Origin of the sequence: Pseudonocardia sp. Ae331_Ps2 (genome assembly GCF_001932405.1) — a bacterium.
Taxonomy (GTDB): domain Bacteria; phylum Actinomycetota; class Actinomycetes; order Mycobacteriales; family Pseudonocardiaceae; genus Pseudonocardia.
In genome coordinates this window covers 5,080,572-5,093,518 of sequence record NZ_MCIM01000001.1, presented here as the reverse complement: position 1 = coordinate 5,093,518, position 12,947 = coordinate 5,080,572, and the positions used below count along the sequence as shown (strand labels likewise).

Annotated in this window: 8 protein-coding genes and 1 pseudogene; 3 read left to right on the top strand and 6 right to left on the bottom strand. The window is 74.7% G+C overall.

The window, feature by feature from the left end; all coding sequences use genetic code 11:
* On the bottom strand, nt 1–546 hold a 546-nt coding region (locus Ae331Ps2_RS33560; RefSeq protein WP_305775547.1), incomplete at its 3' end, for a transposase family protein.
* A gap of 131 nt (nt 547–677) precedes the next feature.
* On the opposite strand from Ae331Ps2_RS33560, the gene Ae331Ps2_RS23795 reads away from it, so the two are divergent.
* A complete protein-coding gene (locus tag Ae331Ps2_RS23795; protein WP_075311808.1) occupies nt 678–1,175 on the top strand; it encodes a DinB family protein in 498 nt (165 codons plus the stop codon).
* A gap of 150 nt (nt 1,176–1,325) precedes the next feature.
* Nucleotides 1,326–2,519, top strand: coding sequence for an alpha/beta hydrolase (locus Ae331Ps2_RS23790; protein WP_075306421.1), 1,194 nt, complete (start codon nt 1,326–1,328; stop codon nt 2,517–2,519).
* Here the strand turns inward: Ae331Ps2_RS23790 and Ae331Ps2_RS23785 are convergent.
* From Ae331Ps2_RS23785 to Ae331Ps2_RS34380, 5 genes and pseudogenes are all read right to left on the bottom strand, one after another.
* Entirely contained in the window at nt 2,516–4,786 is a 2,271-nt protein-coding gene (locus Ae331Ps2_RS23785) for an ATP-binding domain-containing protein (RefSeq protein WP_249265655.1), read from the bottom strand. The genes Ae331Ps2_RS23790 and Ae331Ps2_RS23785 overlap by 4 nt on opposite strands.
* Before the next feature lie 312 nt (nt 4,787–5,098).
* Nucleotides 5,099–7,483 (bottom strand): glycoside hydrolase family 65 protein, encoded by a 2,385-nt coding sequence (locus Ae331Ps2_RS23780; protein ID WP_075306423.1) that lies wholly within the window; start codon nt 7,481–7,483, stop codon nt 5,099–5,101.
* A complete protein-coding gene (locus tag Ae331Ps2_RS23775; protein ID WP_043277242.1) occupies nt 7,480–8,214 on the bottom strand; it encodes a beta-phosphoglucomutase family hydrolase in 735 nt (244 codons plus the stop codon). Before Ae331Ps2_RS23775 ends, Ae331Ps2_RS23780 begins: the two co-directional genes overlap by 4 nt.
* A gap of 73 nt (nt 8,215–8,287) precedes the next feature.
* A complete protein-coding gene (locus Ae331Ps2_RS31470) occupies nt 8,288–9,109 on the bottom strand; it encodes a histidine kinase (RefSeq protein ID WP_075329797.1) in 822 nt (273 codons plus the stop codon).
* A 181-nt stretch (nt 9,110–9,290) separates the two neighbouring features.
* A pseudogene (locus Ae331Ps2_RS34380) lies at nt 9,291–10,166 on the bottom strand (DNA ligase); the annotation flags it as partial.
* Nucleotides 10,167–10,347: 181 nt separating this feature from the next.
* Between Ae331Ps2_RS34380 and Ae331Ps2_RS23760 the strand changes: the two are divergent.
* Nucleotides 10,348–12,897: an RNA helicase gene (locus Ae331Ps2_RS23760; RefSeq protein WP_075306427.1), complete on the top strand. Its 2,550-nt coding sequence runs from the start codon at nt 10,348–10,350 to the stop codon at nt 12,895–12,897.
* Nucleotides 12,898–12,947: the final 50 nt, after the last annotated feature.

Sequence of the window (12,947 nt, the reverse complement as noted above, 5' to 3'; positions counted from 1 at the left end):
GGTGAACGCGGCCAGGCCCTCGAGCAGCCCGGGGTGGGTACGGGCGCAGCGGGTGTCGTGCTCGCGGCCCGGCCGCACGTCGCTGGTCCATAGCGGCCATCCATCAGGTGCGGTGAGGACCTGGATGTTCCCGCCGTGGCGGCGGTGCTTGCCCGACCACCACAGGTCGACCCCGGGGGTGAGGCCGAGCGCGCGGCACCGGTCGGTGGCGATCAGGGTGCCGTCGAGATTCACGTGGGTGTGCCCGGCTGTGCGGGCGGCGAGCAGGGCTCCGTGCAGGCCGGGTGCGGCCGCGGCGAGGACGTCGATGCCTTCGTGCAGGTAACGGTAGGCCGTTGCAGTGCTGATCGCGTTGTCACCGGCCAAACATCGGACCCGGGTAGCATCACAGAACCAGCGGATCACCAGCACTGCCTGGGCGAACGGGGTCAACGCCCGCCGCCGGGTGCCACGTCGACGGCGTTGAAGGACCAGGAGCCGCGCCAGATAGGCCACGGTGCACTCCCCGATCGGGAGGACAGCGGTGTAGGTGACAGGATCAGACATGCAGGACCTCGGTGACGGTGTCGATCTGTGCTGGACCGAACCGATCTACCGGGGTCCTGCCCCGTTCCCGCTCATCTCACCACCCTCGGCGTGTCGCCACGACCTGCCACCCCGCTACTGAGAACACCTCACTGCGCCCGCGGCTGGCCGGGCTCACCGACGACGAGTACCACTGGGAGCCGGTACCCGGCTGCTGGGGCGTGCGCCGCCGCGGGGAGTCGGTGACCCCGCCGGGGGCCGGACCGGGCGACTGGGTGATCGACTTCGCCTTCCCGGCGCCGGAGCCGCCCCCGGTCACGACGATCGCCTGGCGGATCGCGCACGTGGTCGTGGGGGTGTTCGCGTTGCGGTCGCACTCCCACTTCGGCGGCCCGGCGGTCGACTTCGACTCCTACGACTACCCCGGCACCGCGGCCGCGGCCCTGGACGCCCTGGACACCGAGTACGCCCGGTGGACCGCCGGGGTCGCCGCGCTCGGCTCCGACGGCCTGGCCCGGCCGTGCGGACCGGCCGAGGGGCCCTACTCCGACGCGCCGCTCGCGACGCTGGTGCTGCACATCCACCGCGAGGTCCTGCACCACGGGGCCGAGATCGCGCTGCTGCGGGACCTCTACCGCGCCCGCGCCTGAGCAGCCCGCCGAGCGGAGCGCCTACTCTGTTGCACAACGACATCCGGCGGTGCGACGGACGACGGGGGGCCCGCAGTGGGACAGGACACGGACACGGGGCGGACGACGGCGGGGCCGGTCACACGATCGGGTCCCCGACGCGCGGGGGCTGTGCTGCTCGCCACCCTGCTCGGCCTGCTGGCCGTCCTCGTGCTGCTCTGGGTCGTCCTCGCCCAGGCACTCGCGCTGGCCCCGATCGGCTGGTGGGGGCCGCTGCTGCAGGACGCGACGTCGCAGGGGGTGCTGATCGTGCACGGGACGCTGCGCGACGGCCTCGGCGTGTGGAACGTCGTCCTCGCCCTGGTCGGCGTGGCGGCCGCCACCGGGATGCGGGCGCTGTCGCGGCGTCGCCGGGCCGGCTCGGTGTTGATCGGCCTCACCGTGGCCGCCACGCTGGTGGCCGCGGGCACCTACACGGCGCTCGTGGTGAGCGTCGCCCGCGACGGCGGCGGGCTGCACCTGTTCTCCCCGGTCTCCCCGGTGCCGGTCGCCGCGCCCGGGCCGGACCGCACCGTCGAGTTCGGTGCTCCGGGCGGGACCCCGCTGCTCGCGGACCTCTACCTGCCCCGGCCCGGCGGGGGTCCCGCGCCGGTGCTGGTGCGGGTGCACGGCGGCGGCTTCGTGCAGGGCTCGCGCGGGCCGTCGTCGTACAACCGGTTCCTCGCCGACAACGGGTACGCCGTCGTCGACGTCGACTACCGGCTCGCGACCGAGGAGGTGCACAACTGGGACACCCAGGTCGGCGACGTCGGCTGCGCGCTCACCTGGGTCGGCACCGCAGGCCCGGGGCTCGGGCTGGACACCTCGCGGGTCGGGATCTTCGGCGAGTCGGCGGGCGGAAACCTCGCGGTCAACGCCGCATACCTCGACCGCGCCGGGACCCTGGCCCCGACCTGCGGTGACCGCGCCGCGCTGCCCCTGGTGCGGGCGGTCGCCGGGATGTACCCGGCGGTCGACCTGACCGCCACCGAGCCGTTCACCGCGATCGGGCGCCAGGTCGGCGCGGCCTACGTCGGCGGGTCGCCGGAGCAGCTCCCGCAGCGCTACGCGTTCACCGACTCGATCACCCATGCCCGGCCCGACTCGCCGCCGACGCTGGTAGTGCAGGGCTCGGCGGACCACCTCGTCCCGGCGGCGCCGGTGGCGCGCTTCACCGCCGCGATCGCCGATCTCGGCATCCCCACCCGCTACCTGCAGCTCCCCGGCCTCGAGCACGGCGCCGGGGACGGGCTCGGCACCGTCACCCCGGGCACCGAGCTGCAGCGCGCGGCGCTGCTGTCCTGGTTCGACCGCTGGGTGCGCTAGGGCCGGCCAATCCGCTTGAGCACCGGCGGCAGCTCCCCGCTGTGCAGCACCCCGAGCCGCTGGGTGGCTCGGGTGATCGCGACGTAGAGGTCGTTGAGCCCGCGCGGGGACTCGTCGAGCATCTCCTGCGGCTCCACCACGACGACGGCGTCGAACTCCAGCCCCTTCGACGCCGCGACCGGGAGCACCACGACCGGCGCGTCCAGCTCGGACTCCCCCTCGGCGGGCTCCGGGGTGGTGAGCCCGGCGGCGTCGAGGACGGCGCGGACCCGGTCCAGGCGGCCCTGCGGCGTGAGGACGGCGGTGCGCCCGTCCCCGACCGCGTCGCGCTCGGCGCGCACCCGCTCGACCAGGACCCGGTCCCCGTCGGCCCCGGCGGGCAGCGCCACCGCCCATGGCGGGACCCCGGTCGAGCGCACCGACGACGGCGGCTGCAGCGAGGCGTCGATCTCGGCGAGGACGTCGTCGGCGACGTCGGCGATCTCCGAGGGCGTCCGGTAGTTCACCGTCAGCTGCTCCAGCCGCCACCGCCGTGCCACGAACGGTGACAGCACCTCGTCCCAGGAGCCCGCACCGCCGCGGTCACCGGTCTGGGCGATGTCCCCGACCAGGGTCATCGACCGGGCGGGGGCGCGGCGCATGACCATCCGCCAGGCCATCGCCGAGAGCTCCTGCGCCTCGTCGACGATGATGTGGCCGTAGGTCCACTCACGGTCCGCGGCCGCCCGCTCGGCGGTGGAGTCGTAGCGGGAAACCTGCATGCGCTCGGCGAGCCGGTCGGCGTCGATGATGTCGGTGGCGCGCAGCAGCTCGGGGTCGAGGTCCTCCTCCAGGTCGAGCACGTCGAGCACGCCCTGGGCGTACTCGACCTCCTCGCGCAGCGCGGCGGCCTCGGCCGCGGCCTGGGCCGCGCCGTCGTCGCCGAGCAGCTCGGCCGCCTCGTCGAGCAGGGCGACGTCGGCCGGGGTCCAGCGCAGGTCCGGGGGCACGTCGGGGCCGGGCGCCGGGCGCTCCAGCAGCGCCCGCTCGGGCGCCGGGATCCGGCGGGCCACCGAGTTGAGCCGGCGGCGGTCGGCGAACAGGTCGGTCAGCAGCTGCTCGGGCGACAGCGTCGGCCAGAGCTCCTCCAGCTGCGCCGCCACCTCGGCGGACTCGGCGAGCTCGTCGCGGATGTCGTCGACGTCGCGCCGGTCCAGCAGACCGGACTCGCCGCCGCCGACACGGCGGGCGACCTGCTGGGCGAGCAGCCGGAGCAGCTCCTTGCGGAAGATGCGGCGGGCCTCGTTGTGCGGCTTGCGGGAACGCCGGGCCCGGGTACGGGCCTGGGCGACGGTGTCGCGGTCGAACACCACCCGCTGCTGCTCCACGACGAGCTCGACCGGGCTGCGCGGCAGCTGCTGCCGGTCGCGCACGGCGGCCGCGATCACCGGTGCCATCTCGGCACGGCCCTTCAGCTCCGCCGTCGCCGGGGACTCGGTGCGGCGCGCGTCCAGGCCGGGGAACAGCTGCGCGACGGTGCCGAGCACGACGCTGGTCTCCCCCAGCGAGGGCAGGACCTGCCCGATGTAGCGCAGGAACGTCGGGTTCGGCCCGACGACGAGCACGCCGCGGCGGGCGAGCCGGTCCCGGTGGGTGTAGAGCAGGTACGCCGCGCGGTGCAGCGCGACCGCCGTCTTCCCGGTGCCGGGCCCGCCCTGCACGACCAGCACGCCGGACGGCTTCGACCGGATGATGCGGTCCTGCTCGCCCTGGATGGTCGCGACGATGTCGCCCATCCGCCCGGTACGGGCCTGCGACACCGCGGCCAGCAGCGCGGCCTCGCTGGTGAGCCCCGACCCGGAGCGGGCCCGCTCCTCCTCGGTCATCTCGGCCAGGTTGAGCGGCTCGTCGTCGATCGCCACCACCTGCCGGAGCCGTGTCCGCAGGTGCCGGCGCCGGCGCATCCCCTCGGGGTTCGCGGCGGTGGCGGTGTAGAACGGCCGGGCGGCGGGCGCCCGCCAGTCCATCAGCAGCGGCTCGTACTCGTTGTCCTCGTCGAGCAGGCCGATGCGGCCGACGTAGCGGATCTCGCCGTCGTCGGCGTCGAGCCGGCCGAAGGCCAGCCCGTGCTCGGCGGCACGCAGCCCGGCGAGCCGGTCGGTGAGCATCTCCGCGGCGGCGTCGCGCTGGGTGATGGCCTGCGGGGTGCCGACGGTCTCCTCGCGCAGCGTGTCGGCCAGCCGGCGCGCGGTGTCGCGGCGGCGGTCCTCGAGCTGCTCGTAGAGCATGGCCACGTAGGACTGTTCGTGTGCCAGCTCCGGGTCGACCGGCGCGGCGGGGTCGGCCGCGGCAGCCGGGGAACCGGCAGCGGAAGTGGGTTCGGGCACGGCGCGGGGATCCTCCACCGGGGGGACGTACACGACACGTCCGCGCGGTGGCAGGGCGAGCCTGTCGCCGACGGAGCGACTGACCATGCTACCAGCGGTGCACGACCGACCGGTACGTGACGGGCCGGGGTCGTCCGGCCACCGTCCGGCTGCCCCACCGTCCGGCGACCCACCGTCCGGCGGAGCGGCCGGACGGCGGAGCGCCGGGCGCGGTCAGCCGCGGACCCGCGGGGCCCGCCCGTAGGGCTGCTCCACCGGCTCCACCCACTCCGGGGTGGGGGTCGGCGCGGTGGCCGGGGCCTCGCCGTCGAGCGCGATCGGGTCGCCGTGGTGGCGCAGCCGCATCGGGGCGCCGTCGGTGAGGCGGTACTCGGTCTCCTCGGGGGTGATCGAGACCCGGATCCGGCGCCCCTGCCACTTCAGGCCGAACGAGATCCGCGACAGCGACGTCGGGAGCACCGGCGCGAACGACAGCCCGTCGGCCTCGCAGCGCATCCCGCCGAAGCCCAGCACGACCGCGGTCCAGGTACCGGCCATCGACGCGATGTGCATGCCGTGGTCGGTGTTGCCCGCGAGGTCCTGCAGGTCGACCAGCGCGGCCTCGGCGAGGTACTGGTGGGCCAGCTCCAGGTGCCCGGTGCGGGCGGCCATCACCGACTGGGTGCACGCCGACAGCGACGAGTCCCGCACGGTGATCGCCTCGTAGTAGGCGAAGTTGCGGCGCTTCTGCTCCTCGGTGAACGCCTCCGGGAAGATCTGCATCGCCAGCACGAGGTCGGCCTGCTTGATGACCTGCTTGCGGTAGAGGTCGAAGTAGGGGTAGTTCAGCAGCAGCGGGTACCGGTCGGCCGGGGTCTCCTCGAAGTTCCACCGCTGGTGGTCGGTGAAGCCCTCGGACTGCGGGTGCACGCCGAGCCGGGAGTCGAACGGGATGAACATGGCGCTCGCGGCGTCGCGCCAGGACGCGATCTCCTCCGAGTCCACCCCGAGCCGCGACGCCGACCGCGGGTGCTTCGCGGCGACCTCCGCGGCGTAGCGCAGGTTCTGCTGTGCCATCAGGTTGGTGTAGACGTTGTTGTCCGCGATCGAGGAGTACTCGTCGGGGCCGGTGACACCGTCGATGCGGAAGTTGCCCGCCGAGTCGTGGCTGCCCAGCGAGCGCCACAGCCGCGCCGTCGCGACCAGCAGCTCCAGCCCGACCTCCAGCTCGAACGCGGTGTCGCCGGTGGCGTGCACGTGCCGTTTGACCGCGTCGGCGATGTCGGCGTTGATGTGGAAGGCCGCGGTGCCCGCGGGCCAGTAGCCGGAGCACTCGTGGCCGCGGATGGTGCGCCACGGGAACGCCGCGCCCTTGAGGCCGAGGGTCTCGGCGCGCTCGAAGGCCAGCGGCAGGATCGACTTGCGCCAGCGCAGCGCGTCCGCCGCCGCCTCCGGGGCGACGAAGGACAGCACCTGCAGGCAGAACGTCTCGGTGTCCCAGAAGGTGTGGCCGTCGTAGCCGTCGGCGGTCAGCCCCTTGGCCGGGATGCAGCGGCGCTCGGCGCGGGCGCCCGCCTGCAGGATGTGGAAGGTCGCGAGCCGCACGGCCTGCTGCAGTTCGGCGTCGCCGTCGATCTCGACGTCGGCGGTGGCCCAGAAGTCGTCGAGGTAGTCGCGCTGCTCGGCGACCAGGCCGTCCCAGCCGGTGTAGCGGGCGGCGGCGATGGCGGCGCGCACCTGGTCGTAGACCGCCGGCAGGCTGCGCCGCGAGGACCAGCCGTAGGCGAGGTACTTGACCACGCGCAGCGACTGGCCGGGCTGCACCCGGGCGATGACGGTGGTGCGGGCGAGGTCCTCGTTGGCGTCGGTGGACACCTGGACCCCGTCCGGGCCGAAGACCTCGTGCTCCATCGCCGCGCCGCAGCGCAGCCCCGACTTGCGGGTGCGGTGCACCAGGGTGGCCCCGGCGTCGCCGGCGCGGGACTGCTCGGGCTCCAGCACGTTGTCCAGCGCGGTGTCCAGGCGTGGGTCGTCGGCGTCGCGGCCGGGCAGCTGCTCGTTCGCGACGAGCTCGGACTGCAGCACCAGCAGCGCCGCGTCACCGGCGGCGCCGCTGCCCTCGTTGCCGTTGCTCACCAGCTCGACCTCGTAGGAGATCGCGGCGACCGCACGCTGGGTCAGCGACACCATGCGGGTGGAGCGGACCCGGACCCGGCGCCCGGCCGGGGACTCCCACTCGACCTCGCGGTTCAGCGTCCCGGCCTGCATGTCCAGCACCCGCTCGTGCCGGTGCAGGGTGCCGTAGCGCAGGTCGAACGGCTCGTCGTCAACCAGCAGCCGGATCAGCTTGCCGTTGGTCGTGTTGATGATCGTCTGCCCGGACTCGGGGTAGCCGTAGCCACCCTCGGCGTACGGCAGCGGGCGCACCTCGTAGAAGGAGTTCAGGTAGGTGCCGGGCAGGACGTGCGGCTCACCCTCGTCGAGGTTGCCGCGCAGCCCGATGTGGCCGTTGGACAGTGCGAAGACCGACTCGGTCTGGCCCATCGCGTCCAGGTCGAGGCGCGGTTCGCGGACCACCCACGGCTCGACGGTGAAGGTGGGCAGGTGGTCGGGCTTCACGAACGCTCCAGCAGGTCGGCGAGATCGGTGACGACGACGTCCGCGCCGTGCTCACGCAGCGCGGCCGCCTGGTCGAGACGGTCGACGCCGACGACGGCGCCGAAGTCCCCCGCGCGGCCGGCCTGCACGCCGGCCAGCGCGTCCTCGAACACGACCGCGGCGGACCGGTCGACCCCGAGGTCGGCCGCGGCGGCGAGGAAGGTGTCGGGTGCGGGCTTGCCGGGCAGGCCGCGCTCGCGGGCGGTGACCCCGTCGACGCGGTGGTCGATGAAGGTCTCCAGGCCGGTGACCCGCAGGATCTGCTCGGCGTTGGCACTGGAGGACACCACCGCGGTGGTGAGGCCGGCGTCCTTCACCGCCTCCAGGTAGCGACGCGACCCCGGGTAGACGTCGACGCCGTCGGTGCGGATGCGCTCCTGCACGAGGTCGTTCTTGCGGGTCGACAGGCCCCACAGGGTCTCGGCGTCCGGGGGGTCGTCCGGCGTCCCCTCGGGCAGCTCGATCCCGCGCGAGGCGAGGAAGCTGCGGGTCCCCTCGAGACGGGGCTTCCCGTCCACGTACGGACCGTAGTCGGTGGTGACGTCGAACGGGGTGTACCCGTCACCGTCACGGGCACGGAGGTACTCGTCGAACATCTGTTTCCACGCCGCAGCGTGGACGCTCGCGGTGTCGGTGAGTACGCCGTCCAGGTCGAACAGGCACGCGCGTGTGCCCTCGGGCAGCCCCAGCATGGCGCGCACGCTATCCGGATCGATGAAGCTCCGTCGCCCCGGGCGGTGCACGCCACTCCCCCGCCGACGGGTGTCACACCACGGGCACGCCCAGCGGCAGGACCAACAGGACGAACGGGGCGCCGGCGGAGGTGTCCGCCGGGACCGCCGGATGGACCTCCACCCGGGCCGCCGGGCCGTCGGAGGCGTCCGGGTCCAGCCGCACGTGGACCGCGCCGCCCGCGCTGTGCGGCTCGATCTCCTCCTGCACCCCGCGGCGGACCGCGGCGAGCAGCGACAGCGGCGGCACCGCGGACGACGGGTCGACCCCGGCCCCGGACGGGTCGTCGAGCTCGGTGGACAGGCGGGCCCCGAACCGGGTCCGTTCGATCTGCAGGTAGGCCCGGACGGCGGCGAGCTCCTCGTCGAGCCGGATCGACGCCTCCCCCGCCCGGTCCGCGGCCCGCGACAGGTCGGCGAAGCCGAGCAGCAGCTCCCGGGCCCGCGGCGGGTCGGTGCGCACCAGCGACGCGATGGTGTTGAGGGTGTTGTAGACGAAGTGCTGCTCCAGCCGGCGCGACAGTGGCCCGTGCCAGGGGCCGTCCGGGGCTGCGGTCGGGACGGCCGTCGGCGCCGCCGGGGCCCCGGGCAGCGGCGGGACCGCGTCGCGCACCCGGATGCGGACGGTCTCGTCGGGGGCCGGGGCGCGGTGGGCGCCCGGCCGCGGCGGACGGGCCTCGTCGGGGGGCGCGTCGCGGGCGGCCGGCTCGGCGGCGGAATCCCGGGTGGTCCGCGCGGCCGGGTCGTGGTCCGGCCCGGCTCGGCCGGAGGCCGGGCCCGGGGTGCGGGTGGCGGGGCGCGCGTCGTCGTCGGTGGCCGCGGGCCGGGTGCCCCCGCCGGCGGCCCGCGGCAGCACCACCGTCTCCGGACGCGGACCCGGACCCGGACCGGTCCCGGCCGGCGACGCCCCCGGCCGGCGACGCCCCCGGCCGGCGCAGCGCGACGGTCGGCCGGGACGCCGACGTCGCCCGCCGGGCCGCCTCGATGGCGGCACCCAGGTCGTCGTCGTGCTCGGCGGGCGGCACCAGCCCGCGCCAGGACGGCAGGGCGAGCCGCCCGGCGGCCGTCCGGCCCCGGTGCTCGACCGCCGCGACCAGGCCAGGGGCCAACCAGCGGGCGTCGCCGATGCCCTCCGGCACCCCGAGCGGCGGGGTCCCGGTGGCGGGGACGCCCACGACGGTCCGGGCGTCGACGTCGGCGGCGCCGATCCCGACGCGGCCCACGTAGCGGAGCCCGTCGGGTTCGGGCAGCGCCAGCAGCACCGCGCCGATCCGCTCCCGGCCCCCGCCGGGGCCCCCGGCCGGCACCCAGCCGGCGACGAGCACCTGCCGATGCCGGCGCAGCGGCACCCGCAGCCAGTTCCGGGTGCGCCGCCCGGGCTGGTAGGGCAGGTCGAGCCGCTTGAGGTGCAGTCCGTCGAGGCCGTAGCGCTCCGCGGTCCGCACCACCAGGTCGGCCTCGTCGAGCCCGAACGAGGGCGGGACCAGGATCTTCGGCCCGGCCAGGCCGAGTGCCTCCAGCTCCGCGCGGCGCCGCCGGTAGGGCAGCTCCAGGGTGCGGCGGCCGTCGCAGAACAGCAGGTCGGTGACGACGTAGCCGATGGGCACCTCGGTCCGCAGGGCCGCGTCCGGGGACACCGTCGCGGTGCGGCGCAGCAGCGGCCCGCGCGACGGACGGCCCGCCTCGTCGAGGGCGACGACGGTGCCGTCGAGCACGAGGCCCCCTGGCGGGGCCTCGTCGCCGAGCACGGCCAGCTCGGGGAAGGACCCGGTCACGCTGCGTGCGGTGGACGACAGCAGCCGCACGCGGCCGGGCCGGGCGTAGGCCACGCAGCGGTGGCCCTCCCAGGCGAACTCGACCGCCCAGCGGTCCGGGTCGACCGCGTCGGTCAGCTCCCCGGCGGCGGGCAGCATCGGCGGGACGAGGTCGGGCATGGGCGCGCCAGGTCCCGCGCCGGCGCCCGACTGCCCGGCGCCGTGCGTCGCACCGCCCCCCACCACGGCATCCACGCTATCCCCCGCACGGGCGAGTGCGGGCGCCACCTCGGCGCTGCGGCGCCCGGTGTCGGGAGTGTCTGCGACGATCGGTCCCATCATGACGCTCACCGACCGGCTGCCGCGCTCCTCCGACCCCGCGACCCCCCCGGACCCCGCCGCGCTGGTGGACACCTTCGCCGAGTGGGCGTTCGACGAGCGCGGCCTGTCGCTGTACCCGGCGCAGGAGGAGGCGCTGCTGGAGCTGGTCACCGGCGCCAACGTGATCCTCTCGACGCCGACGGGCTCGGGGAAGTCGCTGGTCGCGATCGGTGCGCACGCCGCCGCGCTGGCCCGCGGGGAGCGCAGCTTCTACACCGCGCCGATCAAGGCGCTGGTCAGCGAGAAGTTCTTCGCGCTGTGCGAGGTCTTCGGCGCGGACAAGGTCGGCATGCTCACCGGCGACGCCGCGGTGAACGAGAAGGCGCCGATCATCTGCTGCACCGCGGAGATCCTGGCCAACCTCGCGCTCCGCGAGGGCCCCGGGACCGACGTCGGCACGGTGATCATGGACGAGTTCCACTTCTACGCCGACCCGTCACGCGGCTGGGCCTGGCAGGTGCCGATCGTCGAGCTGCCGCAGGCGCAGTTCCTGCTGATGAGCGCCACGCTGGGCGAGACGTCGTTCTTCGCCGAGGACCTGACCCGGCGCACCGGCCGGGAGGCCGCCGAGATCACCTCGGTGGAGCGGCCGGTGCCGCTGCACTTCCGCTACGTCGTCGAGCCGCTGCACGAGACGATCACCGAGCTGCTCTCGACCCGTGAGGCCCCGGTCTACGTCGTGCACTTCACCCAGCAGGCCGCCGTCGAGCGGGCCCAGGCCCTGATGAGCGTGAACGTCACCTCCAAGGAGGACAAGGCCGCGATCGCCGAGACGATCGGGGCGTTCCGGTTCACCTCCGGCTTCGGCCGCACCCTGTCCCGGCTGGTGCGCCACGGGATCGGCGTGCACCACGCCGGGATGCTCCCCCGCTACCGGCGGCTGGTGGAGACCCTGGCCCAGGCCGGGCTGCTCAAGGTCATCTGCGGCACCGACACCCTCGGCGTCGGCATCAACGTGCCCATCCGCACGGTGCTGTTCACCGCGCTGTCCAAGTACGACGGGCGCCGGGTGCGCCCGCTCAAGGCCCGCGAGTTCCACCAGATCGCCGGCCGGGCAGGGCGCGCCGGGTACGACACCGTCGGCACCGTCGTCGCACAGGCCCCCGAGCACGACATCGAGAACGCCAAGGCACTGGCCAAGGCGGGCGACGACCCGAAGAAGCGCCGGAAGGTTCAGCGCAAGCAGCCCCCCGAGGGGTTCGTGGGCTGGTCGCAGACCTCGTTCGAGAAGCTGCAGCAGGCTCGCCCCGAGCCGCTGACCAGCCACTTCGAGGTCACCCACGCGATGCTGCTCAACGTCGTCTCACGCGGCGGGGACACCTACGCGGCGATGGAGCACCTGCTCACCGACAACCACGAGCCCCGCAAGCGGCAGCTCAAGCACATGCTGCGGGCGATCGCGATCTACCGGGCGCTGCGCACCTCCGGCGTCGTCGAGCAGTACACCGTGGAGGGCGCGGCCCGGCCGCGCGCCCGGGTGGTCGACGAGCTGCAGCTGGACTTCGCGCTCAACCAGCCGCTGTCGCCGTTCGCGCTGGCGGTGTTCGAGCTGCTCGACCGGGAGTCGCCGACCTACGCCCTCGACGTGCTCTCGGTGATCGAGTCGACCCTCGACGACCCCCGCCAGATCCTCGCCGCCCAGCAGAACAAGGCCCGCGGTGAGGCGATCGCGGCGATGAAGGCCGACGGCATCGAGTACGAGGAGCGGATGGCCCGGCTGGAGGAGGTGACCCACCCCAAGCCGCTGGAGGAGATGCTGCACGCCGCGCTGGAGACCTACCGCCGCGGCGCGCCGTGGGTCGCCGACGCCGTCCTGTCGCCGAAGTCGGTGGTCCGGGACATGAGCGAGCGGGCGATGACGTTCACCGAGTATGTCTCGCACTACCAGCTCGCCCGTTCCGAGGGCCTGGTGCTGCGCTACCTGGCCGACGCCTACCGGGCGCTGCGCCAGACCGTGCCCGAGCACGCCCGCACCGAGGAGCTCACCGACCTCGTGGAGTGGCTGGGCGAGCTGGTCCGCCAGACCGACTCCTCGCTGCTCGACGAGTGGGAGAAGCTCGCCGCCGGTGCGGGGGCCGACGGGGAGGTGCTGCCGCCGGGGGCCGAGGTCGCCGTCGCCACACCGACCGGGGTCACCGGCAACACCCGCGCGTTCCGGGTCATGGTGCGCAACGCGCTGTTCCGCCGGGTGGAGCTCGCGGCGATGGGCCGTTACGCCGAGCTGGGCGACCTCGACGCCGACGCCGGCTGGACCGCCGACCGCTGGCGGGACGCGCTGGCCCCCTACTTCGCGATCCACGACCGGATCGGCTTCGGGCCCGACGCACGCGGGCCCGAACTGTTCGACCTCACCGAGGAGGCCGACCGCTGGCTGGTGCGCCAGGTGCTCGACGACCCGGCCGGCGACCGGGACTGGGCGATCGTCGCCGAGGTGGACCTCGCCGCCTCCGACGAGGCGGGCGAGGCGGTCGTGTGGGTGACGGACGTGACCGACGGGTCCTCGGTCTGACCCGACCGGCCGGTTGTCCGGCACCGACGTAACCCGGTCGGCCCCACCGG

Bases quoted from the DNA above. Each gene is read 5' to 3' on its own strand.
- Ae331Ps2_RS23760 (WP_075306427.1), top strand. From the start codon at position 10,348: ATGACGCTCACCGACCGGCTGCCGCGCTCCTCCGACCCCGCGACCCCC.
- Ae331Ps2_RS23775 (WP_043277242.1), bottom strand. From the start codon at position 8,214: ATGCTGGGGCTGCCCGAGGGCACACGCGCGTGCCTGTTCGACCTGGAC.
- Ae331Ps2_RS23785 (WP_249265655.1), bottom strand. From the start codon at position 4,786: ATGCTCTACGAGCAGCTCGAGGACCGCCGCCGCGACACCGCGCGCCGG.